The organism is Janthinobacterium sp. HH102 (genome assembly GCF_001758625.2).
Classification (GTDB): domain Bacteria; phylum Pseudomonadota; class Gammaproteobacteria; order Burkholderiales; family Burkholderiaceae_D; genus Janthinobacterium.
The window spans coordinates 2973247-2998353 of sequence record NZ_CP062062.1 but is presented as its reverse complement, the minus strand read 5'-3'; the positions used below and the strand labels follow the sequence as shown (position 1 = coordinate 2998353).

The 25107-nt window shown below is 63.1% G+C and carries 30 protein-coding genes; 22 read left to right on the top strand and 8 right to left on the bottom strand.

Translation table 11 applies throughout. The annotated features are described in order from the left end of the window. Positions 1-31: 31 nt before the first annotated feature. The 7 genes from JAB4_RS13785 to JAB4_RS13755 form a co-directional block, all read right to left on the bottom strand. Positions 32-2119 carry a flagellar biosynthesis protein FlhA gene (locus JAB4_RS13785; RefSeq protein ID WP_070220038.1) on the bottom strand — a complete coding sequence of 696 codons (2088 nt, stop codon included), beginning with the start codon at positions 2117-2119 and terminating at the stop codon, positions 32-34. Then, a complete protein-coding gene (locus JAB4_RS13780; RefSeq protein ID WP_070220036.1) occupies positions 2116-3255 on the bottom strand; it encodes a flagellar type III secretion system protein FlhB in 1140 nt (379 codons plus the stop codon). The genes JAB4_RS13785 and JAB4_RS13780 overlap by 4 nt, the downstream gene beginning before the upstream one ends. A gap of 137 nt (positions 3256-3392) precedes the next feature. Next, the gene (locus JAB4_RS13775) at positions 3393-4190 is read right to left on the bottom strand and encodes a flagellar biosynthetic protein FliR (RefSeq protein ID WP_070220034.1); all 798 of its coding nucleotides are present in this window, start codon (positions 4188-4190) and stop codon (positions 3393-3395) included. A gap of 11 nt (positions 4191-4201) precedes the next feature. Then, positions 4202-4474, bottom strand: a complete 273-nt coding sequence (locus tag JAB4_RS13770; protein ID WP_034757874.1) for a flagellar biosynthetic protein FliQ — start codon at positions 4472-4474, stop codon at positions 4202-4204. Between the two features lie 3 nt (positions 4475-4477). Beyond that, positions 4478-5248: a flagellar type III secretion system pore protein FliP gene (gene fliP / locus JAB4_RS13765; RefSeq protein ID WP_070220032.1), complete on the bottom strand. Its 771-nt coding sequence runs from the start codon at positions 5246-5248 to the stop codon at positions 4478-4480. Next, a complete protein-coding gene (locus JAB4_RS13760) occupies positions 5245-5610 on the bottom strand; it encodes a FliM/FliN family flagellar motor switch protein (protein ID WP_070220030.1) in 366 nt (121 codons plus the stop codon). Before JAB4_RS13760 ends, fliP begins: the two co-directional genes overlap by 4 nt. 1 nt (position 5611) lies before the next feature. Next, positions 5612-6490: a FliM/FliN family flagellar motor switch protein gene (locus tag JAB4_RS13755; protein ID WP_070220028.1), complete on the bottom strand. Its 879-nt coding sequence runs from the start codon at positions 6488-6490 to the stop codon at positions 5612-5614. Positions 6491-7040: 550 nt separating this feature from the next. Between JAB4_RS13755 and JAB4_RS13750 the strand changes: the two genes are divergently transcribed. The 17 genes from JAB4_RS13750 (at position 7041) to JAB4_RS13670 (ending at position 20756) form a co-directional block, all read left to right on the top strand. Next, positions 7041-7379, top strand: a complete 339-nt coding sequence (locus tag JAB4_RS13750; protein ID WP_034787870.1) for a flagellar hook-basal body complex protein FliE — start codon at positions 7041-7043, stop codon at positions 7377-7379. 60 nt (positions 7380-7439) lie between these two features. Further along, entirely contained in the window at positions 7440-9176 is a 1737-nt protein-coding gene (gene fliF, locus JAB4_RS13745) for a flagellar basal-body MS-ring/collar protein FliF (protein WP_121669191.1), read from the top strand. Beyond that, the gene (locus tag JAB4_RS13740) at positions 9154-10194 is read left to right on the top strand and encodes a flagellar motor switch protein FliG (RefSeq protein WP_070219807.1); all 1041 of its coding nucleotides are present in this window, start codon (positions 9154-9156) and stop codon (positions 10192-10194) included. Before fliF ends, JAB4_RS13740 begins: the two co-directional genes overlap by 23 nt. Continuing rightward, entirely contained in the window at positions 10191-10880 is a 690-nt protein-coding gene (fliH, locus tag JAB4_RS13735) for a flagellar assembly protein FliH (RefSeq protein ID WP_070219799.1), read from the top strand. The genes JAB4_RS13740 and fliH overlap by 4 nt, the downstream gene beginning before the upstream one ends. Then, complete coding sequence (fliI, locus tag JAB4_RS13730; RefSeq protein ID WP_070219797.1) at positions 10877-12187, top strand: flagellar protein export ATPase FliI; 1311 nt, start codon at positions 10877-10879, stop codon at positions 12185-12187. The genes fliH and fliI overlap by 4 nt, the downstream gene beginning before the upstream one ends. An 8-nt stretch (positions 12188-12195) precedes the next feature. After that, a complete protein-coding gene (locus tag JAB4_RS13725; RefSeq protein WP_070219795.1) occupies positions 12196-12633 on the top strand; it encodes a flagellar export protein FliJ in 438 nt (145 codons plus the stop codon). An 89-nt stretch (positions 12634-12722) separates the two neighbouring features. After that, positions 12723-14150, top strand: a complete 1428-nt coding sequence (gene fliD, locus JAB4_RS13720) for a flagellar filament capping protein FliD (protein ID WP_070219793.1) — start codon at positions 12723-12725, stop codon at positions 14148-14150. Positions 14151-14201: 51 nt separating this feature from the next. Beyond that, entirely contained in the window at positions 14202-14591 is a 390-nt protein-coding gene (fliS, locus tag JAB4_RS13715) for a flagellar export chaperone FliS (protein ID WP_070219791.1), read from the top strand. Between the two features lie 31 nt (positions 14592-14622). Next, positions 14623-14901: a hypothetical protein gene (locus JAB4_RS13710; protein WP_227742152.1), complete on the top strand. Its 279-nt coding sequence runs from the start codon at positions 14623-14625 to the stop codon at positions 14899-14901. Beyond that, positions 14898-16061, top strand: coding sequence for a flagellar hook-length control protein FliK (locus JAB4_RS13705; RefSeq protein WP_070308440.1), 1164 nt, complete (start codon positions 14898-14900; stop codon positions 16059-16061). The genes JAB4_RS13710 and JAB4_RS13705 overlap by 4 nt, the downstream gene beginning before the upstream one ends. Positions 16062-16072: 11 nt before the next feature. Continuing rightward, entirely contained in the window at positions 16073-16537 is a 465-nt protein-coding gene (locus JAB4_RS13700; RefSeq protein WP_329957619.1) for a flagellar basal body-associated FliL family protein, read from the top strand. A 33-nt stretch (positions 16538-16570) separates the two neighbouring features. Next, positions 16571-17314, top strand: coding sequence for a FliA/WhiG family RNA polymerase sigma factor (locus tag JAB4_RS13695; RefSeq protein WP_046684903.1), 744 nt, complete (start codon positions 16571-16573; stop codon positions 17312-17314). A gap of 56 nt (positions 17315-17370) precedes the next feature. Further along, the gene (gene motA, locus JAB4_RS13690) at positions 17371-18285 is read left to right on the top strand and encodes a flagellar motor stator protein MotA (RefSeq protein ID WP_034757817.1); all 915 of its coding nucleotides are present in this window, start codon (positions 17371-17373) and stop codon (positions 18283-18285) included. Continuing rightward, a complete protein-coding gene (locus JAB4_RS13685) occupies positions 18212-19273 on the top strand; it encodes a flagellar motor protein MotB (RefSeq protein ID WP_070219910.1) in 1062 nt (353 codons plus the stop codon). The genes motA and JAB4_RS13685 overlap by 74 nt, the downstream gene beginning before the upstream one ends. A gap of 16 nt (positions 19274-19289) precedes the next feature. Further along, entirely contained in the window at positions 19290-19580 is a 291-nt protein-coding gene (flgM, locus tag JAB4_RS13680; RefSeq protein ID WP_034757812.1) for a flagellar biosynthesis anti-sigma factor FlgM, read from the top strand. Next, complete coding sequence (gene flgN, locus JAB4_RS13675) at positions 19577-20017, top strand: flagellar export chaperone FlgN (RefSeq protein WP_083287147.1); 441 nt, start codon at positions 19577-19579, stop codon at positions 20015-20017. The genes flgM and flgN overlap by 4 nt, the downstream gene beginning before the upstream one ends. Beyond that, positions 20004-20756, top strand: coding sequence for a glucosaminidase domain-containing protein (locus JAB4_RS13670; protein ID WP_070219908.1), 753 nt, complete (start codon positions 20004-20006; stop codon positions 20754-20756). Before flgN ends, JAB4_RS13670 begins: the two co-directional genes overlap by 14 nt. Positions 20757-20763: 7 nt before the next feature. Here JAB4_RS13670 and flgA read toward each other — a convergent pair whose 3' ends face one another. Then, positions 20764-21384, bottom strand: coding sequence for a flagellar basal body P-ring formation chaperone FlgA (flgA, locus tag JAB4_RS13665; protein ID WP_227742151.1), 621 nt, complete (start codon positions 21382-21384; stop codon positions 20764-20766). Between the two features lie 281 nt (positions 21385-21665). Here flgA and flgB point away from each other — a divergent pair, with 281 nt between their 5' ends. The 5 genes from flgB to JAB4_RS13640 are packed head-to-tail and all read left to right on the top strand — an operon-like array spanning position 21666 to position 25102. Beyond that, a complete protein-coding gene (gene flgB, locus JAB4_RS13660) occupies positions 21666-22028 on the top strand; it encodes a flagellar basal body rod protein FlgB (RefSeq protein WP_034758109.1) in 363 nt (120 codons plus the stop codon). An 8-nt stretch (positions 22029-22036) separates the two neighbouring features. Then, positions 22037-22453: a flagellar basal body rod protein FlgC gene (gene flgC / locus JAB4_RS13655; RefSeq protein WP_034757795.1), complete on the top strand. Its 417-nt coding sequence runs from the start codon at positions 22037-22039 to the stop codon at positions 22451-22453. A gap of 3 nt (positions 22454-22456) precedes the next feature. Further along, positions 22457-23110, top strand: a complete 654-nt coding sequence (locus JAB4_RS13650; RefSeq protein WP_070219904.1) for a flagellar hook capping FlgD N-terminal domain-containing protein — start codon at positions 22457-22459, stop codon at positions 23108-23110. Between the two features lie 58 nt (positions 23111-23168). Next, a complete protein-coding gene (locus JAB4_RS13645; RefSeq protein WP_070219903.1) occupies positions 23169-24347 on the top strand; it encodes a flagellar hook-basal body complex protein in 1179 nt (392 codons plus the stop codon). 26 nt (positions 24348-24373) lie between these two features. Then, positions 24374-25102 carry a flagellar basal body rod protein FlgF gene (locus JAB4_RS13640; RefSeq protein WP_070219896.1) on the top strand — a complete coding sequence of 243 codons (729 nt, stop codon included), beginning with the start codon at positions 24374-24376 and terminating at the stop codon, positions 25100-25102. Positions 25103-25107 lie beyond the last annotated feature (5 nt).

The window sequence follows — 25107 nt, the reverse complement described above, 5'->3', positions numbered from 1 at the left end:
CGCGGCGCCGTTTTTCTTTCAATTCACCGTACTAGCCCACCGTGCCGATGATGCTCACTTCGCGGTTTTCCGGAATTTCATTGTATGACAGCACGTGCAGGCCCGGCGCGAACAGGCGCGCGTAGCGGGCCAGCAGCGGACGGATCTGCGGCAGCACCAGCAGCAGCGGCGGCGTGGCCTGCTGCTTCATCTGCTCGCGCGCCACCGGCATGTTCACTTGCAGCTGCGACAGCAGATGCGGGTCGATCGGATAGTTATCGAGCGTCACCTTGCCCGACTGGCGCGCCTGGTTCAAGGAACCGAGCAGCATGTTTTCCAGTTCGCCGCCCAGATTAAACGCCTGCATTTCCATCTTCTGGCCGAACAGGCCGCTGACGATCTGGCGCCGCAGCGCGCAACGCACCTCGGCCGCCAGCAGGATCGGGTCCTTGGTCGTTTCCGAACTGTCGAGCAAGGTGGTGGCGATGGGCACGATATCCTTCAGGGACACATTTTCCGCCAACAAGACACGGAACACGCGCAGCATCTGCGTGTGCGTCAGCGCCTTGTCCAGCGCGCCGGCCAGCTTCGGCGACAGGGCCGTCAGGCGCTCCATCAGGTTCGACACGTCTTCGTGGCGGAACAGTTCCGGCAGGTATTCGCGCACCATTTTCGACAAGTGCGTGGCGATCACGCTGGGCGCCTCGATGACCTGGTAACCGAGGCCCAGCGCATGCGCCTTTTCGCTCGGCTCGATCCACGTGACGGGCATGCCGTAGGCCGGTTCGATGCCGGGAATGCCGTCCAGCTGGCCATACACGTTCGGCGACGGGATCGCCATCAGCCGGTCGGCCTGCACTTCCGCCTGCGCCACCACGGTGCCCGACAGCACGATCGCGTACTGCGACGGCTTCAGGGCCAGGTCGTCGCGCACGCCGATATTCGGCAGCAGCAAGCCCATCGCCTCGGACAAACTCTGGCGCACGCCCTTGACGCGCTTGGTCAACGGTTCGCCTTGCGTTTTATCCACCATGCCGACCAGTTTATAGCCGAGCATCACCATCAATGGCTGCACGGCGGGCAGTTGCTGCCACTCCAGTTCGGCGGGCTTGTCGTCGCGCAAGGCCGCCTCGATGGCCGCCATGCCGGCCGCGTCGGGCCCCTTCACGCGCTTGGTCAAACGCCAGGCAACAAAGGCCAGCACGGCGGCAAAGGTCATGAACATGAACCACGGCATGCCCGGAATCAGGGCCAGCGCCACCATCATGCCGGCCGCGCTGTAGATCACCGTTGGCGAGGTCAGCACCTGGCCCGCCACTTGCTGCTCGAAATCGCCCGAATCGCTGATACGGGTCACCAGTATGGCGGCCGCGGCCGACAGCAGCAGAGCCGGAATCTGCGCCACCAGGCCATCGCCGATGGTCAGCAGTGCGTACTGGCGGAAGGCGTCGCCGAACGACAGGTCGTGCATCAGCGAGCCGATGGCCACGCCGCCGACCATGTTGATGATCAAAATCAAGATACTGGCGACGGCGTCGCCGCGCACGAACTTCGATGCGCCGTCCATGGCGCCATAGAAGTCGGCTTCGGCGGCCACGTCCTTGCGGCGGATCTGGGCTTTTTCCTGGTTGATCAGGCCGGCGTTCAGGTCGGCGTCGATCGCCATCTGCTTGCCCGGCAAGGCATCGAGGGTGAAGCGCGCCGACACCTCGGAAATACGCTCGGCGCCCTTGGTGACGACGGCGAAGTTGATGATCATCAAAATCACGAAGACCACGATACCGACGACGAAGTTACCGCCGATGACCACATTACCAAACGCCTCGATCACCTTACCGGCCGCATCCGCGCCCGTATGGCCGTGCAGCAGCACCACGCGCGTGGACGCCACGTTCAGGGTCAGCCTGAGCATGGTGGTGGCCAGAATCACCGTCGGGAAGACGGAGAAGTCGAGCGGCCGCTTGGCCGACACGCTGACGAGGATGACGATCAGTGCCAGCACGATATTGAAAGTGAACAGGATATCGAGCAGCACGGGCGGCAGCGGCAAGATGATCATCGCCAGGATCACCAGCAGGAACAGCGGCGTGGCGAACTTGTGGCGGCGCATTTCGGCAACCAACCGGTTCAGGAAATTCATGAAGGTACTACCTCGCTCAAATGAGATGGCACGACCACCTCGGTGGGAAATGGGGGCTGGGCGGCGCGCTGCCCAGTACGGAATGCTTTCAGCTGCAGGATGTAGTTGAGCACCTGCGACACGGCCTGGTACAGCTGCACGGGAATCTGCTGCTGCACCTGGCTGGTGTTGTAGATGGCGCGCGCCAGCGGCGGCAACTCCAGCGTTTCGACGTTGTGTTCCTTCGCCACTTGCCGGATATACAGCGCCATCTCGTCGACGCCCTTGGCAACGACAAACGGCGCCTCGGCGCGGTCCTGGTCATACTTGAGCGCGACGGCGTAATGCTCGGGATTGACGATCACCACGTCGGCGTCGGGCACGGTCTTGCGCACGCTGCGCCGGCCGATCTGCTGCTGCAGCTGGCGGATGCGCTGGCGCACTTCGGGCCGCCCTTCGCTGCTTTTATGTTCTTCCTTGACATCCTGCTTGCTCATGCGCTGGTTGCGGGCAAAGAAAAACGCCTGCGCCGGCACGTCGATGATGGCAAACAGCACGAAGACGGAAATGAGCGCCATCAGGCCGTCGAGCATCAGCGCCGAGCCGTCGAGCATGGCTTGCTGCAGGGGCCGGTGTTGCAAGTCCACGTACTGCGTCAGGCTGGAGCGGCTCACGTGCACGAGCACCATGCCCAGCACGGCGGCCTTGGCGATCGACAAGCCGAATTCAAAGCCATGCTTGGGCGACACCAGGCGGCCCAGGTTCTTGGCCGGGCTCAGGCGCTCCATCTTCGGCATCCAGTTCTTCGTGCTGATGACCCAGCCGCCAGGGACCAATGAGCCGAGCACAACAAACAAGGGCACGCAGAACAGCGGCACGATCATCTTGATCAGCAAGCCCACGGACGTGGTAAACGCCATCGACATGGCATTGTCCAGCGCGCCCTTGCTGTCGAGCGGCATGAAGGCCATGGCGAACAGCTCGCGAAAGCTCACCAGATAGCCGGGCAGCAGGTAAATGAAGACCTTCATGCTGATCAGAATGCCCAGCGCCGTCGACAGGTCGCGCGAACGCACCACCTGCCCTTCCTGGCGCGATTTCTTCAGCTTCTGTGCTGACGCCTTTTCTGTCTTGTCGCCCGTGCTGCTATCCGCCATGCGTCACACCTTTCCGCACGTGCCCTACAAGCGTAGCGAGCAAGTTCAATGCCGGGTTGAGTAGCGCAGCTGTACGGAGGTACAGCGAGCAACGGATGCCCGGAAGTGGACTGCGCAGCAGCTTGTTGGCACGTGCGCTATCCATGGGCCACCCGCATCTGTTCGGCGATCATGTCGAGCACGCGGTTCGTCATGGCGATGTAGTGCTCCGGGATAAAGCGCACGATCTGTCCCAGCATCAGCAGGCCGAACATGGTGATCATGGAAAAGCCCAGCGAAAACAGGTTCAGCGACGGCGCCACGCGGTTCAGGAAGCCAAAGCCCAGTTGCACCACCATGGTGGAAAAGACGATGGGCAAGGCCAGCAGCATGGCGGCGGCGAAAATCCACGCCACGTTATACGCCACCGTCTGCAGCAGCAGCGGCCCGTAGCCCTGCCCCACGGGCCAGGCCTTGAAACTGGCGCCGATCACGCCCGTCAGCACGAGGTGGCCGTCGATGGCGAAAAACACGATCATGCACATGATGGTGAGCATCCCCGTGATCACGTCCGACGAGGTGCCGTTGAGCGGATCGTTCATGACGGCCATGGAAAAACCCACCTGGCTCGACACGAGGTAACCGAGCACCGACATGACGGACATGGCGAAGTGGAAAGCCAGGCCCAGGACGAAGCCGATGATGGCCTGCTCCAGGGTGGCGACGAGGGCGTGCAGGGAAAACGGATCGATCTTCAACAAGTCCTGCGACACGCCCGAGGCCTGCATGACGGGCAGCATCAGGATCGCCAGCACCAGCGACAGCAGCACCCGCACGGGGACGGGCACCATGGCGTCGCCGATCACGGGCGAAGCGCTGAGCATGGCCAGGATGCGGCAGAACGGCCACCACACGGCCAGCAGAAACGGCAGCACCTGATTGAAAATCTGATCCATGGCGCGCGGCGCTATCCGACCAGGGTGGCGGCGCGCTGAAAAATGGACACGCAATAATCCATCAGGTAACCGGCCATCCAGCGTCCGGCCAGGATCAGGGCCAGCAGGGTGACCAGCAGGCGCGGCAGGAAACTCATGGTCTGTTCATTGATCGAGGTGGCAGCCTGCACCAGCGCGACCAGCAAGCCCATGAGCAAACCCGGCACGACCAGAATCACCACCAGCAGCATGACGACATGCAGCGCTTCGATGATCAGGTCGACGGCGACTTCAGGGGTAAACATCGGTCAATAGCCCTGTATGCTGGTAACTAAGGTGTTGACGGTCAGCGTCCAGCCGTCGACCAGCACGAACAGCAGCAGCTTGAACGGCAGCGAGATGACGAGCGGCGAGAGCATCATCATGCCCATGGCCATCAGCACGGACGCCACCACCAGGTCGATGATGAGGAAGGGGATGAACAGCATGCAGCCGATCTGGAACGCTGTCTTGAGTTCGGACAACACGAACGCGGCCAGCTTGACCGTGAAACTGTGGTCTTGCGGGCGCATGGTCGACGGTTCGCCGGCCAGGTGCGCGATCTGCGCCAGCGCGGCCTTGCTCGTCTGCGCCAGCATGAAGCGCGAAATCGGCACTTCGGCGATCTTCAGGGCTTCCTGCATGCCGATTTGGTCGCGGTCGTAAGGCACGAACGCGTCCTTCCATACCTGGTCGCCGATGGGGCGCATGACCAGCAAGGTGAGAATCAGGGCGATGCCGGTGACGATACGGTTGGGCAAGCCCTGCTGCAGGCCCAGGGCCTGGCGCAGCAGGGACAGCACGATGACGAAGCGGGTAAAGCTGGTCATCATCATGACCATCACGGGCAGCAGCCCGAGCAGGGTCATGACGACGAGGATCTGCATCTTCACCGACAAGTCGGTCTTCGCGCCCGGCACCACGCCGGCGAGCAGGTCCTGCGCGCCGGCGGCGCTGCAGCACAGCATCAGAACAGGGACAGCCAGCGCGGCAGCCAGCGCGCCGCGGCGCCGGCTCAAGCCGGGTACCGCCAGCTTCATGCTGTCATCAGGTCGAGATTGAGGCCGTCGAGGTCGATGACTTTCAGGCCATAGTTCTCGCCGGCCACCACCACTTCGGCACGGCCGATCGGCGTGCCATTGACCTTGATCACCAGCGGTTCGCCGGCCAGCATGTCGAGTTCGATCACGCTTTCCGGGCCGATGGCCATCAACTCTTCCAGCGAAATGCGGGCCGAGCCCACTTCCAGGGTCAGGGTGACGGGAATCTTGCGCATCATCTGCGGAATGTCGCGGCGCGCCCGGGTGCTGGCCACGTCGGCAACGTCGCCCTGGTCGATGATCATGTCATCGCCCAGGTCTTCCAGCAGGGTTTCGCTCTGGTTGGTATCGGTCATATTCATATTATTCGACATCTTCAAATGAGGTTAAACAGAGCTTGCCCTTGTGTTCGGAAACAGCCGCTGTAAATAAACGGGAGTCGTCCAGCATGACGTCAGTACGGCTCAGACTGACGGGAATCACGTCGCCCACGCGCAGGTCGAACAAGGCGCCCAGCTGCATCTGCTTGCTGACGAGCCGGCCTTCCAGGGTCACTTGCAGGCGCGAAGCGAGCGGGCGCACGCTGCCACGCAAGGCTTTCTTCGCTTGCGCGCGTTCGGGCAGCAGGCCGCGCAGCACATCGGCCATCAGGCGCTTGTCCAGCGAGAACCAGAACTGGCCGCTCTGCCCCGCCTCGACGTCGCTGAGCGACACGGTGACGATCCAGCTGCCGCGCGCCGGGTGCACGCCGGACTGCACGGCCACCTCGGCACTGGTGTCGATGTCGCTGCTCTTGCCCAGGATTTGCAGATTCTTGTGGATGCGCGTGAACAAACTGTTCACCAACTGTTGTCCCAGCACCACAGCGAGGCGCTCTTCCGTGGCCGTCACGCGCACTTGCGCCGGATCGGGCAGCGCGCCCTTGGCGCCGGCACTACCGTAGCGATAGTTCAGCACGCTCAAGAGGATCTGCCGTTCGAGCGCAAAGCCCGGCTGACCGGCCGGCGTGGAAAAACTCAGCCAGCGATTCGCGCTGTCCTCGCTCTCCACGCGCGACAAGGTCACGGCATCGATCTGGAAATTGCCCCAGTAGCGCCGGCTCATCGGCTGGCGCAGGGCCACGGCCAGGTCGTCGCGCAGCTGGGCGCCGAATACATGCAGCAAATGGACAGGACGTCCAAGCAGACAGGAATCGAGGACTTGATGGCGCGCAGTTTGATCTGTCTTGGTAATGATTGTCATGTAGTGGTCATGTCGGTATTGCGGTGGCAGAACAAATTATACGGATCGCCCGAAATTAAATACAGCATCATCTTGGCCTTGCCAACCGGCCGGCGAGCAAACGATTGCGCATCGTATCGCATGCTGGATGACTACGGTGCTGAACAATACATGAAAAAGCAAAATATTGCCATGTATCAATATTCCTTGAGGCAATCCTCTCTTTACTTTATAGTTGCCTCGAGGTAAGCTTATAGCGAGAAAAAAGTGATTTGCAGTGCGCCATTCCGCTTACCTGATTCCGGTTTTTATGGCAGTTTCCAGCCCCTCTTATTGCCACCAGAAGAAACTTTTATCAGATAATTATTAGTTATCATGGCCATGTAAATCATTCGGCGCGGTTCTGCCGGGTTTGTTGAATCTGCTTGAGCGGATGGTGTGGCAACTGATAAAACTGATGGGCCCTGTCAATTGGGCCGGGCAAGATGGCATTGGATGTAATGCCTGCCGGAATGGCAACACCAGTAATTTCTGATTGATACGTCACCGCATATTGAAAGTAGAGGGCAAGATGAGCAACGAACTCGCAGGTCTGATCAAGGCCGATCTGGCAGCACTGAGCAATGACGCGCGCGCCCTGGGCGCCAGCATCGCGCCGGCCGCCCAGTTCGGCGCACCGGAACAATCCGGCTTCTCGTTTGCGCAAAGCATGAAAGACGCCATCGGCAAGGTCAACGGCGATGACCGCATGGCTGCACAAAAAATGAGCGACGTCGACAGCGGCAAGAGCGACGACATGGTCGGCGCCATGCTGGCCAGCCAGGAAGCGAGCCTGTCCTTTTCCATGTTGATGCAAGTGCGCAACAAGGTCATGGGCGCGGTCGACGAACTCATCAAACTGCCTCTGTAATCTTCACGTCCTGATCCACGCCCAGCCTCCCAGCGAAAGTTACCCCAAGTGATTACCACCATGAAGTCCGCATTTGCGCGCTGGCGCCCTGGCGCCCAGCCCGCCATCCCGCCCGCCCTGCTGAAAAACCTGGTTCCCATCGTCGTGCTGGCCATCGGCATCACCGCCATGGTGACCATGTATGCCTGGCGCGACCAGGCCAACTACAAGCCGGTGTTTGGCGCGCGCGAAAAAGTGGCCGTGACGGACATGATGGCCACCCTGGACGCCGAACACATCCCCTACCGTTTGCATCCGGACAGCGGCCAGGTGCTGGTGCCCGACGCCATGCTGGGCAAGGTACGCATGCTGCTCGCCTCGAAGGGCGTGACGGCGCAGCTGCCGGCCGGCCTGGAACTGATGGACAAGAATGACCCGCTGGGCGTATCGCAATTCGTGCAGGACGTGCGCTTCCGCCGCGGCCTGGAAGGCGAGCTGGCGCAAAGCATCATGACGATGGACGCGATCGCTTCGGCGCGCGTCCATCTGTCGATTGCCAAGTCGACGTCGTTCGTCGCCAGCGACGGCGACAAATCGTCGGCTTCCATCGTCGTGGCGCTGAAACCGGGCCGCACCCTGGCGCCGGAACAGATCGCCGCCGTCATCAACATGGTGGCCGGCAGCGTCGCCAGCCTGGCGCCCACGCGCGTGAGCCTGGTCGACCAGGGCGGCAACCTGCTGTCCTCGCACGTCGACCTGACGGACGGTTTCGATGCGTCGGCCGCCGGCAATGAAGGCGCGAAACGCTTTCAGGATGAAATCCGCCGCAACGTCACGGGCTTGCTCGGCCCCGTCATCGGCGAAGACAACTTCAAGCTCAGCGTGACGGCCGCCGTGAACAACGACCGCGTGGACGAAACGCTGGAAAAATACGGCGAAGCGCCGAAAGTGACGAGCGAAGCGATGCGCGAAGAGCAGGAACGCAACCGCACCGTGGCCGGCATTCCCGGCAGCCTGTCGAACCGTCCGCCAGCGGCCGCCGTGCCGGCACCGGCCGACGCCGCCGGCGCCGCGCCCGCCGATGGCGCGCCGAAGCCGTCCGATGACGGCACGGCCCGCAAGAACGCCACCACGCGCCAGTACGCGTATGACCGCAGCATCACGCAAATCAAGCGCAGCCGTGGCCGCCTGGAAAAACTCAGCGTCGCCGTCGTCCTCAACAGCGCCGCCGCACCGAACCCGAAAACGGGCTGGACACCAGCCGAACTGGGCAATATCGAAAAAATGCTCAACAGCGGCCTGGGCATCAACGCCCAGCGCGGCGACAGCCTGAGCCTGACGGCGCTGCCCTTCCCTGCCAAGCCGCCCGTGGCGCAGTGGTGGGAAGAGCGCGACACCGTCGTCGATTTCAGCAGCTGGCTGCTGTACGCCCTGGGCGCCGTGCTCGGCTACTTCCTGATCCTGCGTCCGCTGCTGCGCCTGCTGACCACGCGCCTGGCGCCGCCGGCACTGAAACAGCTCGATCCGGCCCTGGCGCTGGGCGGCAGCAACGCCGCCGCCGGCGCCAATGGCGTGACCGCCGCCGGCGCGCCGGCCTTGGGCGTGAATGGCAGCCCGCTGGCGCTCGAGGGCGAAGCCGCCGCCGGCAACGCCATGCCGGTCGTGCCGCTGCTGGAAAATTATGACTTGCCGCCACCAGGCTCGGCGGTCGACGTGATGGTCGACCACCTGAAAGTGCTGGCGGAAAAAGAACCCGAGCGTGTCGCCGAAGTCGTCAAACAATGGATGCAGAAAAATGGCCGAACTCAACAACAATAATCCCTCCGACGGCGCCGAATACGAAAGCGCCAGCCTGAACCCAGTGGAACAGGCCGCCATCGTGCTGCTGAGCATCGGCGAAGAACAGGCCGCCAATGTGCTGCGCTGCCTGTCGCGCGAAGAATTGCTGGAAGTCACGCAAGTAATGTCGCGCATGAGCGGCATCAAGGTCGAATCCGTGAAAACGGCCATGCAGACCTTCTTCGACGACTACCGCCAGCAAAGCGGCGTGCACGGCGCCTCGCGCAGCTACCTGAAGCGCTCGCTGGACATGGCGCTGGGCAGCGATATCGCAAATAGCGTGCTCAACAACATTTACGGAGACGCCATCCGCCCCAAAATGGCGCGCCTGCAATGGGCCTCGCCAAAATGGCTGGCCGAATACATCGTCAACGAGCACGTGCAGATGCAAGCCGTGTTCCTGGCCTTCCTGCCGCCCGCGCTGGCCGGCCAGATCCTCGACGCCCTGCCCGCCGAAGGCCGCGACCTGGTCTTGCTGAACCTGGCGCGCCTGGACGAGATCGACCGCGACCTGCTGGTCGAGCTCGACGAACTGGTGGGCCGCTGCCTGGGCGCGCTCGACACGCAAAGCACCAGCGTGGAAGGCATCCGCCAGGCGGCCGAGATTCTCAACCGCATGCCGGGCAACCGCGCCGCGCTGGTCGAACTGCTGCGCGCGCACGACCCGGACGTCGTGTCGGAAATCGAACTGAGCATGTACGACTTCCTGATCCTGGCCACGCAGAGCGATGTCACGCTCACGCGCATCCTGGAAGACGTGCCGATGGAACAGTGGGCCATCGCCCTCAAGGGCGCGGAACCGTCGATCCGCGACGCCGTGCTGAAAACCATGCCGCGCCGCCAGGCGCAGAGTTTCGAAGACATGATGCGCCGCTCCGGCCCCGTGCCCCTGTCGCGCATCGAACAGACGCGTCAGGAAATCATGGCCACCGTCAAAGGCCTCGCCGATGCGGGCGAGATCGAAGTGCAACTGTTTGCCGAAGCGGTGATCGAATGAAACACTTCCGCTCGTATCGTTTCCCGCCGCTGTCGCAATTCATCGCCGCCGGCCAGCGTGCCTCCAACGAGGACACGGATGGCCAGTGGCAGGCGTCCGTCTCGGAAGGTTTCGAGCAGGGCCAGCGCGACGGCTACGAAGTGGGCCTGGTGCAAGGCCAGCAGGATGGCTACGACGCCGGGCGCAGCGATGGCATGGCGCAGGGCCGCGAAGAAGGCCGCAATGAAACGCTGGTGGCGCTGGACCGCCTGGCCCGCCCCGTCGACGCCATCTTGCGCGACCTGAAAAAAGTGCGCGCCGATTACCGCGAAGCGCAGCGCAAGGAAGTGGTCGACCTGGTGGCCAAGGTGGCGCGCCAGGTGATCCGCGCGGAACTGGCGCTGCAGCCGGTGCAATTGCTGGCCCTGGTCGACGAGACCCTAGCCTCGATGCCGCCCACGCGCGAGGAAATCGACGTCTTCCTCAATCCGGAAGAACTCAAACGCATCAGCGAACTCGATCCGAAGCGCGCCAAGCGCTGGAACCTGATCGCCGACGCGCGCCTCGACGCGGGCGAATGCCGCATCAAGGCCGGCGACAATGAAGTCGATGCGGGCTGCCATCAGCGCCTGTCGGCCTGCATGGAGCAGGTCAGCAGCCACCTGGCGCTGGCCGCCGAACACGCAGACCACGGCGCGCCTGCATGATCGCCGACACGCTGCGCAGCTTCGAGATCGGCGACATCCCGGTCGCGACACCCACCGGCCGCCTGGTCGGCGCCTCCGGCCTGCTGCTGGAAAGCGCCGGCTGCCGCCTGCACACGGGCCAGCGTTGTCAAATTGAAACAGTCAATGGCGAATGGCTCGATGCGCAAGTCGTCGGCTTCCGCGAAAAACTGTCGTATTTAATGCCGTTCAAGAAGGCGACGGGCCTGACCACGGGTGCCAGAGTCCTGCCCCTGCCCGACAAGGCCAGCCTGCAGATCGGCCCGTCGTGGCTGGGCCGCATGGTCAATGGCCTGGGCGAGCCGATCGACGACCTGGGCCGCCTCGGCGGCGAACACATCCTGGAAGTGACGCCGCCGAAGATCAATCCCCTGAAGAAACAACCGGTGGTCGAACCGCTGGACGTGGGCGTGCGGGCGATTAACAGCATGCTGACCCTGGGCAAGGGCCAGCGCGTGGGCCTGATGGCCGGCTCCGGCGTGGGCAAGAGCGTGCTGCTGGGCCTGATCACGCGCCAGACCGTGGCCGATGTCGTCGTCGTCGGCCTGATCGGCGAGCGGGGCCGCGAAGTGCGCGAATTTGTGGAAAAGTCGCTCGGCGCCGAAGGCTTGAAAAAGGCCGTGCTGGTGATCGCGCCGGCCGACGAATCGCCCTTGATGCGCATCATGGCCACCGAGCTGTGCCATTCGATCGCCGCCCATTACCGCGACCAGGGCAAGCACGTGCTGCTGCTGGTCGACTCGCTCACGCGCTATGCGATGGCCTTGCGCGAAGTGGCGCTGGCCCTGGGCGAACCGCCGGCCACGCGCGGCTACCCGCCGTCCGTGTTTTCGAACCTGCCGCAACTGGTGGAAAGCGCCGGCAACGGCGCCCATCCGGAAGGCAGCATGAGCGCCATCTACACGGTGCTGGCCGAAGGCGACGACCAGCAGGACCCCGTGGTCGATACGGCGCGCGCGATTCTCGACGGCCACATCGTGCTCACGCGCGAACTGGCCGAGCGGGGCCACTACCCCGCCATCGATATCGCCGCCTCGATCAGCCGCTGCATGGCGCAGGTGATCACGCCCCCCCACATGCAGGCGGCGCGCGCGCTGAAAGCATCGATGGCGCGCCATGCGCGCGTGCGCGACCTGATCCCGCTGGGCGCCTACGTGCCCGGCGCCGACCCGATCACCGACCGCGCCGTGCAGTTGCACGCGCCCATCGAAGCCTTCCTGTGCCAGGGCACCAAGGAAGAGGCGCCGATGGGGCCGTGCATCGAACAACTTGAACAGATCATGGCCTAGGAGCATACGTGAGCGACTCGCATACCATCCGCAACCTGACCACCCTGGTCGGCCTGCGCAGCACCGAAGTGGAACGCCTGCAAGGCGAAATGGCGGCGCAGACGGCCGTGCGCGAGCGCTACCAGAAAAACCTGGAGCGCCTGACGGGCCTGTACACGGATAGCGGCCCCAGTGGCGCCCTGCCCCTGGCGCTGTCCGTCAACTGCGGCAACTTCAAGCAAGCCGTCATGCAGATGGCCGACCAGCACCGTACCGACCTGCATTTGCACGAGGCCAACATGGCCGTCTCGCAACGCGCGCTCAATACGGCCTGGGCCAAGCGCGAAGTGCTGGACCAGGTGCTGACGCAAAAACAAAAATATGTTGCAAATGAGCAACAACGTGTCGATGCCAAGCGGCAAGACGAGCTGGCGACGCAATTCTGGTTCCGCGGACAGGTAAAATGAGGTTGGTGTAAGTTTCTTTCAGGAAAACTTCACAAAACGGGAATGGGGGTCGCCTTGTACCGGTATATCCCTTTATTCAGGAGTCTGGCATGGCAAACGTAATTACTGCACCGCAATACGATCCGCTCGTCACTGCAAAAAACCTGGCTACCAAGTCGGTCGCGGCGCAGCAGGACAAATTGACTAAGCAAACCGCACTGGCCAACACCACGGCCGCGGCGCTGAACAACCTGAAGCTGGCCATGAGCGCCTTCCAAAGTACGATGACGACCATGAGCAGCAGCAGCAAGTCGCTGCTGAGCCAGTCCGCCACCTTCAGCAATACCGCCTATGGCAGCGGCACGGCCGATGCCACGGCAGTTGCCGGCAGCTATTCCTTTTTCGTGCAGCAACTGGCCACAGCCAGCCAGACTTCGTACAGCGGCCTCGCCAGCAGCCCCGCCGCCGGCAGCGGCACGCTAGCCGTGCGGATCGGCGATCCGCTGGCCCCCGTCACCGCAGACAACAGCTTTGACATCGACCTGAGCGCCGCCGACAAGGATGCCGACGGCAACCTGACGCCGCAGGAAATCGCCGCCGCCATCAATGGCAACAGCAAGAACAATTCGCGCGTGACGGCTTCCATCGTCACCATCGGCAACCAGGCGCAGCTGGTATTGACATCGAACCTGACTGGCAAGGAAAACGCCGTCACGCTGGACGCGTCGAGCGTGACGAATACCGCGCTGACCAAGGCCCTGGTGACGGATGCGGCCACCAACATCAAGGAAGTCGTCAAGGCGCAGGACGCCATCGTCTGGCTGGGCGCAAAGGACACCGGCACGCAAATCACGCAGGCGTCGAATACCTTTACCAACGTGACGGGCGTGAAAATGACCTTCACCAAGGCCATGAACACGGGCGACGCGCCCGTGACGGTCACGGTGGCAACCGACAGCGGCGGCACGGCAACCAATGTGCAGGCATTCGTCGATGCCTACAACAAGCTGAAAAGCGTGCTGGACGGCCTGGCCAGTTCCGGCGACCCGGACAAGAACGTCGCGGCCGGCATCTTTGCCCACGATTCCGGCCTGAACGCCCTGCGCAGCAATTTGAACAATCTGCTGCGCCAGAGCGTCGGCGGCGTCTCGCTGGTCTCCTACGGCGTGACCGCCAACCGCGACGGCACGCTGAGCCTGAATACGGCCAAGCTGACCGCCAAGCTGGCATCGAACCCTGGCGACCTGGACAAGTTGTTTGGCAACAACAGCCTGTCGGCCCCATCGGGCGTGTTAGGCGGCCTGGACAAGGCGTTGGGCCAATGGAGCAATATCACCAAGGGCCAGCTGGTGCAGCGTCTCGATGCGAATACCAGCTTGCAGAAGTCGCTGAGCAAAAGCACCGACCTGCTGACGAGCCAGTACAACACGGCCTACAAGCGTTTCCTGGATCAATATACGCGCCTGCAAGTCATGCAGGAACAGATGTACAAGACGGTCGACATGTTCGACGCCATGTTTGGCAACGACAAATCCTAAGGCGAGCGTGCCTGCCGCGCCGCCGCAAGTTTAGACAGTGAGAAATAAGACATGTTAAACAATGAAGCTTACGGCAACTACCATGCCGTCAACCTGGATGCCCAGACCGCCCGCGCCACACCGGTCGAGCTGGTACTGGTGCTGACGGACGGCCTGCTGGAAGAACTGGCGCGCGCGCGCGGGCATATCGTAGGCAAGCGCTACGAGCAAAAGGCCATCAGCCTGGATAAATGCACGCAGATCATCAACGGTCTGTCGAGCTCGCTCGATTTCGACAATGGCGGCGAAGTGGTCGTCAACCTGGCCCGCCTGTACGACTATTGCGTGGCGCGCCTGTACACGGCCGGCATCAAGCTCGACCCGACCCTGATCGACGAAGTGACGACCCTGATGACCACCATCAAGCGCGGCTGGGTGGGCGTCCAGGCCAACAATGCCTAGGCGCGGCATCCTGCAACAGCTGAACCGGCAATTGAGCGCCGCCATCGCGCAAGCGGATTGGGAAGCAATGGGAAAACTGTCCGCCAGCCTGGCGAAAAACATCCCCCTGCTGGCCGAACGGGGCGCATGGAGTGCGCTGGAACAAACAGAATTGTTGCAATTGCGCAAAAATCACGCGCAAGCGGTTAAAATTTGCTCTGAGGAAAAAGAACGCCTGGGTCAACACCTGGGTGCATTACAGGCAAATAAGGAAGGTTGGGTCGCCTACGCCGCGCTCGGCGAATACGACTCGGACGGGAATCAAGCATGATCATGAACTTCAACACGGCGCCGGCCGCTCCGGCACCGGCGAGCCCTGCGGCAGCTGCACCAGCACCGGCGGCAGCGCCGTCACAGGCCGCCGCCTTGCCCGGCACACCAGGCTATGCCGCTACTGGCGCCGTGCCCTCCGCCCTGCCCCTGTTTGCGCAGGTGCTTGACGTGACGGGCGTGGAAACGGCCGACGCCGACACGCCCGCTCCCGCGAAGGAGAGCGACAGCGACAGCCAGGCCGACAGCAGCCTGCCGGCCATGGCCGCCCCCGTTATCGGCTTGCCGGTGACCATGCTGCCGCCAACGGACGCGGCCGCAGCCGAGGCGCGTGCCGCCGCCCAGGCGCAAGTACAGACACAAGCGCAGACACAGGTGCAGGCGAATGCGGCGCAAGCCAATCCGGCACTCAACATCAGCCTGCATCCGTCGGCGGTCACCCTGAACGCGCCGGCAGCGGCGCCAGCGCCAGGCCGCGACACGCGCGAGCCGCTGGCCGCCGCCAACCCGACGACGGCCGCCAAGGGCGGCGCGCCGGCACAGCCGTTCGAATCGCTGCTGCAGCAAAGCGCTCCGGCAACCGCCGTTGCCGCGCCTGCCGTTGCCGCGCGCGAAGGCGAACGTGGCGCCGCGACGCCGGCACCGGCCACGCCCAACCTGGGCCTGACGGGCGCGGTCGGCAATACGGCCACAGCGGCCCCGGCCGGCGACACCATCAAGCTCAACGGCCCAGCCCAGCAATGGCAGGAACCGCTGCGCGAAGCGCTGGGCGAACGCCTGCAGACGCAGATCGGGCGCAACAGCGAACACGCGACGATCCGCCTCGAGCCACCCATGCTGGGACGCATTGAAATTTCCATCCGCCATACGGCCGGCGCGCTGCAGGTGAACGTCACGGCGTCGAATTCGGAAGTGTTGCGCCAGTTGCAAGGCATCGGCGAGAACATGCGCAGCGACCTGGCGCAGCGCCAGTACACCGATGTGGCCGTCAATATCAGTGCCACCCCGCGCAGCCCCGCTGCCCAGGCGTTCGCCGAAGGCGATGCGCGCGGCCAGCGTCAGCCGGGCCGCCAGCAGGACGACGCCGAGCCGGGACGCGCCCTGTCCGACGGCAACACCGCCGCTACCACATACGCCAGCCACGAGCGAGAGACCGCCTGATGAATATGAAAATGAAACTGATAGCCGGCTTTGTCGGCGTGGCCGTGCTGGCCGCCGGCGCCGCTGGCGGCGCCATCTGGTATTTGGCCAAGCCGGTCGCCGGCCATGCCGAAGTCGCCGAAGCGAAAGCCCCGCCACCGCCCGCCACGGGCAAGAAGGCGCGCAAGTTCCTCACGCTGGACAAAGTCATCGTGATGTTGCGCCGCGGCCCCGGCGAAGGCGAAACGCATTACCTGTCGGCCGACCTGGTGATCGCCACCACCGAGGAAAAGGAAAAGCTGACCAAGGATCACTTGCCGCTGATGCGCTCGATCGCCGTCAGCACCCTGTCGAGTTTTCCGCTGGACAAGGCGCAGACCATGACCGTGGAACAATATGCCGAGCAGATCAACAAAGCCTTCAATGTCAGCTACGAGCGTGAACAGATGGAAAAACCGTTCACGGAAGTCATGGTCGGCAAGCTGATCATTGAATAAGCCAACACGCCAGCCGACCTAGTGGGAGATCCCTTGGCCTATGTAGAGCAATACCAGGAAGCGTATGGCGCCGGCGAATATGCCGCCGCCAGCGCTTGCGCGGCCGTGCTCAGCGTTGCTGAAGAGCAACAACATCTGGTGGCGTACTCCCCTTTGGTGAAACGCATCGTGCGCCAGCTCAATTCGCAGGTGTCGGGCGCCATCGACCGCGACGACATGGAACAGATCGGCCTGATGGGCCTGCTCGAAGCCTTGCGCCGCTACGGCGTGCCGGACCAGTCTTTCGGCAGCTATGCCAGCCTGCGCATCCGTGGCGCCATCCTCGATGAACTGCGGCGCCAGGACTGGCGCCCGCGCGCCGTGCGCCAGGAAAGCCACCGTCTGCGCGACAGCGTGCGCGCCCTGACCCGCCGCCTCGGACGCGAGCCGCTGGACGCGGAAATCATGGCCGCGCTGAAGCTGACGCCGGAAGCTTTCCAGGAATACCAGTTGGCGGAAAACGCCGAGCTGATCGCCAGTTTCGATGAAGTGCTGCAGGAAAGCCTGGGACAGGCCGACAGCGCACCGAGCCCGGAAGAGCAATTGATGGTGCGGCGCAGCCTGGAGCAGGCGCTGCGCGCGCTCGACGAACGCGAGCAGCGCGTGATCCAGATGTATTACGAATTCGAACTGAGCTACAAGGAAATAGCCGCCGTACTGGACCTGAGCGACGCCCGCGTCTGCCAGCTCAACAAGACGGCGCTGGGCAAGATGAAAGCCATGCTGCAAGACGCATAAGTTTCAGCACTATCCATCAAATTGACGCAGCACAATGACGCAGAAAGGCAGTTGACATGGTAATTATCGGTATCTTAATCGTGATGGGGTGTGTATTCGGAGGCTTCGCCCTGATGGGCGGCACCGTCCACGCGATCTGGCAACCGGTCGAGTTGATCATCATCATCGGCGCCGCCGTCGGCGCCCTGGTGCTGGGCAACCCGAAGCATGTACTCGGTGAAATGCTGCACCAGATGCGCAAGATCGTCACGCACAAGAAGCAAGGCTCGGAATTCCAGCGCCAGTTGCTGCTGCTGATGTATGAACTGCTGCAAACGGCCGCCGGCGGCCTGAAGGCGCTGGACGCCCACGTCGAGGCGCCGCGCGAAAGCGCCCTGTTCCAGCGTTATCCGCTGGTGCTGGAAGAGCCGAAGCTGCTGGCCTTTATCGTCGACAACTTCCGTTTGATGGCGATGGGCAAGATCAACGCGCATGAACTCGAAGGCGTGCTGGAGCAGGAACTCGAAGCCATCCACGACGAATTGCTGCAGCCGTCGAAGTCCCTGCACAAGATCGCCGAAGCCATGCCCGGCTTCGGTATTCTGGCTGCCGTGCTCGGCATCGTGATGGCCATGAATTCCGTGGCCGACGGCGCCGACGCGGCGGAAATTTCGGAAAAAGTGGGCGCTGCCATGGTCGGTACCTTCATCGGCATCTTCTTTTGCTACGGCGTGCTCGATCCGATGTGCAACATGATGAAACAGCTGGTGGGCGAGGAAGGCTCGACCATGGAATGCGTGAAGGTCGTGCTGGTCACGCACGTGGCGGGCAAACCGCCGCTGCTGGCCATCGATGCGGGCCGCCGCCTGGTGCAGCTGAACATCAAACCGAGCTTCGCCCAGCTGGAAAGCTGGATCAATGCGCTGGAAGATGGCGGCGCCGAACAAGAGCAAGGCCAAGGCCGGGGAGGCCGCCGTGCTAAAGCCGCATGAGAAACATGAACAGGCCATCATCAAGCGTGCCGGCCGCAAGCATGACGACGATGGCCATGGCGGCGCCTGGAAAGTAGCGTTTGCCGACTTTTGCCTGGCCCTGCTGTCGCTGTTCCTCGTGCTGTGGCTGATGGCCGCGCGCGAGCAGCAGGCGATGAAGGAAATCATGATGGACGCATCGGCAGGCAGCCGCCAGGGCGAAGGCCAGGGCGTCATGCCGGAACAGAAAGGCGGCCCGCGCGGCAGCCTGATCGAGCGCTTCCCCATGCCCCGCAAGGGCACGGGCGACACGCGCACGGAAGGCAAACAGACGCAGGACGGCAAGGCTGGCGCCGCGCCGCAAAACCAGACCAAGGTCAGCTACCAGTCGCCGGAAGACTTGCTGTCCCTGTCGCGCGCGCTCGACAAGCTCAGCGACGAGGCGGGACTGAAGAGCAACCTGCAATCGGTGATCACGCCATACGGCTTGCGCGTCATGCTGCACGACACGGACAAGCAAGGCATGTTCGTGCGCGGCAGCGCCGTGCCGACCGACCGTTTCCGCAAGCTGCTGCGCCAGATGGGGCCCGTGTTTGCGCAAATGGAGAACCAGATGCTGATCGTCGGCCATACGGACTCGATGCAATACGCCAATACCGGCTATGAAGGCTTTTCGAACTGGACCCTGTCGGCCAACCGCGCCATGTCGGCGCGCGCGCAATTGCTGATCGGCAGCATGAGTCCGGACAGCGTGCTGCAAGTGGTCGGCATGGCCGACCGCGCGCCGCTGGACGTGAAAAATGCCAGCGCCGGCATCAATCGCCGCATCGAACTGTTAATATTGACGCGTGGCCAGGCCGACAGCATCGCCGCCATGTTCGGCATGGCCGGACAAAAGCCGCAAGGCGACGAGCTGCAGGTGGGTGAACCGGACTCCGGCACCCTGCAACGCCTGCGCGAAAAACTGGGCCTGCCCGCAAAGAAAGATCGGGAAGAGCATGCAAATTAAGGGCAAGGGACAACGTATGAAAATCTCCTCCGGCAACACCGGTGCTGCCGTGCGCAGCAGCGCCGTCGCGCCGGCCGAGGCGATCGCCGAGAACGCGGGCGCCGCCGGCGCCATGGGAGGCTCGTCGGCCGGGGCGGAACTGCAATCGGCCGTGCTGCAGCCGGCCATGGCCGCCCTGCGCGCCATGCCCGAGATCGACCATGAAAGAGTGGCCATGCTGCGCGATGCGCTGGCCAAGGGCGAGTTGCCGTTCGATCCATCGAAACTGGCGGGCCTGATCCAGCGTTTCCACGGCGGCGAATCGTGACCGCGCCGCGCAAGGGCATCACGCGCCAGGAAGCCGTGCGCCGCGTGCTGCAAGGCATGACGGATGACCGCGCCGGCTATGCCGCGCTGCAAACCTTATTGGAAGAGCAATTTCAGGCCACCTTGCACCACCAGAGCACCCGGCTGACGGCGCTGGCCGACCAGGTCGTCGCCGCCGTCGAGCCACTCGACGCACGCCGCCGCCAGCGTGTCAGTCTCGTCACCGCCCTGCTGGGCCCGCAAGGCGACATGCCCCAATTGTTTGCGCTGTTACAAGAAGACGCGCGTGCCACCGCCCAGCGCGACTGGGCCGCGCTCGAGCAGATGGTGCTCGAATGCAAGCGCCTGAATGCCCGCAACAGCGATTTATTAACAGAGCAGTACAGCATCATGCAGCGCGTGCTGCATGGCGAGGAAGATACGTATGCGCCAGGCTGATTTCCTGACCACCCGCGCCACGGCGGCGACGCCATCGACGGCGGCGACCCATGCCGTGCAGAGCAATATGCGCGCCACCGAATCCACGGCCTCCAGCGGCGGCTTTGGCAGCGTGTTCCGGCAAGTACAGGGCGAAGTGGCCCGCTTCATCGAACAGGGCGGCGGCAACGCCACCAACCTGAGCCCGCAAGGACGCGCCTACCTGGAGCAAAGCCAGCCCGTCAATGTGCTGGGCGCCATCAGTCAGGGCGGCGAGATCGGCGAAACGCAGCAGCAATTCCTCGCCTCGATCAAGCCATGGACGGAAGAAACGGGCGCGCGCCTGGGCGTGGCGCCGGAAATCGTCGCCGCCCACGCGGCGCTGGAATCGGGCTGGGGCCAGCGTCCGCTGCGCCAGGGCACGGGCGCGGACACCAATAATCTGTTCGGCATCAAGGCCGGCGGCAAATGGCAGGGCGACGTGGCCAGCAACCTGACGACCGAATACGAGGCCGGCAGCGGCACGGCGCTGAAGAAAACCGAGCGCTTCCGCAGCTACCCGGATCAGGCCAGCGCCTTCCGCGACTATGCGCAAGTATTGCTCGACAATCCACGCTACCGCGCCGCCCTCAACACGGGCGCCGACGCAGGCGCCTTCGCGCAGGGTTTGGCGCGCGGCGGCTATGCCACCGACCCCAACTATGCCGCCAAGCTGACCCAACTGGCGACACGTCTGCAGCGCACGGCCGCCGCCGAGTAAGTTCCCTTTAACGGCCGGGAAGTTCGGCCGGCTCCACCACGCCCGCATCGACCACCCTGGCGCGTATCACTGTGCCGCTGGTGGCGTTGCGCACGCGGATCAGCTCGCCAAGCGCGCCCGGATCCATCGCCTCGCCGGCCATGCTCACTTCCACCTGCTCCTTGCGCGCCACGATGTTGACCGCACTGCCCCGCTTGATCAGCACGGGCGAGGCCAGCTGTCCCTGGCGCAGCACTTCGCCGGCACGCAAGCTGCGCCGGCTCGACAGGCCAATCGCGCCAGGCAAGGCAGAAATGCTGTCCGGCACCATCGTCACGTCGCGCCGCGCCAGCACCACGTCACCCGATTGCAACGGCGTATTGGCCGTGACGGGGGCGCTGGTGACGGCCACTTGCGCCGTGATGCTGCCGCGCGCCAGCATTTCGTAACGCCATCCGTTGCTTCCAGGACACACTGCGACAAAGCGCATGCGCTGCGCCGAGCGGCTGTCCGCCGTTTCCAGCGCAACGGGCGCGGCGCACGCCGGCATGGGGCGCGTGCTTTTCACGACGGTCACCTGAAACTGGGGTTCCAGCAGTCCCGCCGTGGCCGCCTGCTGTGTCAATTGCTCGCGAGCTAGCTGTTCCACACGTGAAAATATATTGTCGGCTGGCAATTCTGCGCGACCTGCACTACTATATAGGCTGGTCAGTAAAAATAGGCTTGGCAGCAGTATGTGACGACATTGCGCCTTGTTCCACATCACGGAATAGTTCTCAAAGTAAATCATTGCTAACCTTAATCAAAGATACTGAAGCGGCATGACCTTACCATGCGTCAACATGACTTGGCTGGGATTTTACCTCTGCACCACTTGTTTTCTGGACCAAACCGCAAAAAGCACGATCGAATTCAACACAAAGGATGACCATGGGGATTAATTTCAAGGATGCGCTGGGCGTGCATGCCGATGCACTCGCACTGCGTGCCGACCGTACACGCGTGCTGGCGGCCAACATCGCCAATGAAAACACGCCCGGCTTCCAGGCCATGGACATGGATTTCGGCAGCGCCCTGCAACAATTGCAGGATAACGAGGCCGGCCTGCTGTCGACCGATGACGATGCCAGTGCCCTGTACCGCGTACCCTACCACCCCAGCCGCGACGGCAATACCGTCGAAATCGGCGTCGAGCAGGCGGCGTTCTCGCAGAATGCCACCGACTTCCAGACCAGCCTCACTTTCGTCAACATGAAACTGAAGGGTCTGTCCAAGGCCATTTCCGGACAATAAGGATCAGCATGAGCTTCCAGGATATTTCCAAGATCGCCGGTTCGGCGATGGCGGCGCAGACCGTGCGCCTCAATACCATCGCCAGCAACCTGGCCAATGCCGATTCCGTTGCCGGTTCCGAAGGCGAAACCTACCGCGCGCGCAAACCCGTGTTTGCGGCCGTGATGGATGGACCGGGCGCCAGCGGCGCCGGCGGACGCGTTCAGGTGCTCGACGTGGTGCAAAGCGATGAGCCGCTGCGCAAGGTGTATGAACCGGGCCACCCGATGGCCAACGCCGACGGCATGGTGTTCTACCCCAATGTCAACCAGGTAGCCGAGATGACCGACATGATGTCGGCCTCGCGCGCGTTTGAAACCAATGTCGAAGTTCTGGGCCGCATCAAGTCGATGCAGCAATCGCTCCTCAAATTAGGTGAAGCATAATCCATGGAAACCAATCTCTTTACAAACAACACCAGCGGCAGCGGCAGCAACAACAATGCCGTCAAATCGCAAAACAATGCCACCCAGGATATGTTCACCAAGTTGCTGGTCGCGCAGATCAAGAACCAGGATCCCCTGGCGCCGACCGATCCGAGCCAGTTCGTCAATCAATTGACGCAGCAGGCGCAGACGGAAGCGATGCAAAACCTGTCGACGCTGACCAGCGCCAATGCCAGCGTGCTGCAATCGATGCAGGTGCTGGCCCTGGGCGCGCAAGTAGGCTCCGAAGTCATGGTCAACAGCGAAACGGTGCAGCTCGACAAGAGCAAGGTCAGCGGCAGCATCGCGCTGGCGGCCGGCACCACCAAGACCACCGTGACCCTGAAAGGCATCGACGACAAGGAATACAAGATCGAACTGGGCGCCAAGTCGGCCGGCACGGTGCCGTTCACCATCGATCCCGTCGCCTTGGGTTTGCCTGCAGGCACGTACACCATGGCGGTCACCACCAATGGCACCGAAAAACCATCGGTCGACATCGCGGGCAAGCTCAACAGCGTGCGCCTGTCGTCCGGCGGCAGCATGATTTTGAGCGTGTCGAACCTGGGCGAAGTCAACCCTGGCGCGATCACCGGCTTCAACGGCAAGACGGCCTGATCCGCTCGCCCCTTCGTTTCCTGAACACTAATCTCGTCCTTCACTAAAGGAAGTCAACATGAGTTTCGACATCGCGCTGTCCGGTATCCAGTCCATCAACCAACAGTTGAACAGCACCAGTAACAATATCGCCAATGCCGGCACCTACGGCTTCAAGAGCAGCCGCGCCAACTTTTCGGCCATGTATGCCGGTTCGCGCGCCACGGGCACGGAAATCGGCTCGATCACGCAAAGCATGTCGCTCACTGGCGGCGTGCTGAACACGGGCCGCGCGCTCGACGCGGCCATCGACGGCCGCGGCTTTTTCGTCGCGCGCGATGCGCAAAACACCATGAGCTACAGCCGGGTCGGCATCTTTTCGGCCAGCAGCGATGGCAAGCTGATCGACTCGAACGGCCGCCTGGTACAGGGCTATGCCGCCGTCAAAGGCAGCACCACCCTGGGCACCATGGGCGACATGAACATTCCGACGGGCCAGATTCCCGCCGTGGCATCGACCAAGCTGGCATATGCCGCCAACATGTCGTCCGAATGGACCATCAAGGCTGTGCCTTTCAACAAGACCAACGAACTGAGCTACAACAGCGCCAAGTCCTCGATCGTCTACGATTCGCTGGGCGCCAAGCACTCGCTGGGCCAGTACTTCGTCAAGACGGCGACGGGCGTGGACGTGCACTACACCTTTGACAATACCGATGTGACGCCGGTGACGAGCATGACCTTCGACACGAACGGCAAGCTGGTGACCGGAACGACCGCCACGCCGGTGTTCCCGACGCCGCCTGGCGCCGCAGCGCTGTCGATCGCCATCGACTACACGGGCACGACCCAGTTCGCCGGTGAAGCGACCACCTCGACCGACCGCGCCGACGGCTATGCCTCGGGCACCTACACGGGCGTGGAACTGGCCGACGACGGCTCCGTCGTGGCGAAATACACGAACGGCCAGAAGCAAAGCATCGGCGTGATCGCCCTGGCCACCTTCCCTGACGAAGGCGGGCTGACGGCCGTCAACGATACCAGCTGGGTCGCCTCGACCACCTCCGGCACCGCCATCTATGACCGTCCGGGCGTCGGCATGGCCGGCAAACTGGTGACGAGCTCGCTGGAACAGTCGAACGTCGACATCACCTCCGAACTGGTGGGCCTGATGACGTCGCAGCGCAACTATCAGGCGAACTCGAAGGTCATCTCGACCGAGAACGCCATGCTGCAATCGCTGATGCAAGCGCTGTAATCCACGATACGCAAAGGTAAAAAGCAATGGATGCGCTGATTTATACCGCCATGAGCGGGGCCGACCGTGCCCTGCGGGCACAGCAGGTACACGCCAACAACCTGGCCAATATCGAGACGGGCGGCTTTCGCGCCAACCTGGAAGTGTCCACTGCCCAGCCGCTGCAAAACGGCTATGGCTACGACGACCGCCACATGACGCAGACGCAGTCGAGCGCCGTCGGCACGCGCACGGGCGCCATCAAGGAAACGGGACGCGAACTCGACGTGGCCGTCACGGGCCCCGGCTTTCTCGCTGTGCAATGGCAAAACGGTGAAGCCTACACGCGCGCCGGCGCCATGGACCTCGATGAAACGGGCGCGCTGACCATCAACGGCCGGCCCGTGCTGGGCGAAGGCGGTCCGATCACGATTCCCGAGCACACCAGCCTGTCGATCGGCGCCGATGGCACGATTTCCATCCAGGTGCCAGGAACGGCGCAAATGCAGACCGTCGACAAGCTCAAGCTGGTCAATGCGGAATCGGGCGAGTTGACGAAGAACGAGGCGGGCCTGATCGTGGCACGCAGCGGCGAAGACTTGCAGGCCGACCCGGCGGTGCGCCTGCGCGACCGTCACCTGGAAGGCAGCAACGTGTCGGCCGTCGAGGAAATGGTCGCCACCATGAGCCTGAACCGCAGTTTCGAAATGCAAATGAAAATTTTCAAGGCCAGCGACGCGATGACCGAGTCCGGCAACCGCCTGCTGGGCGCTTGAGCCCA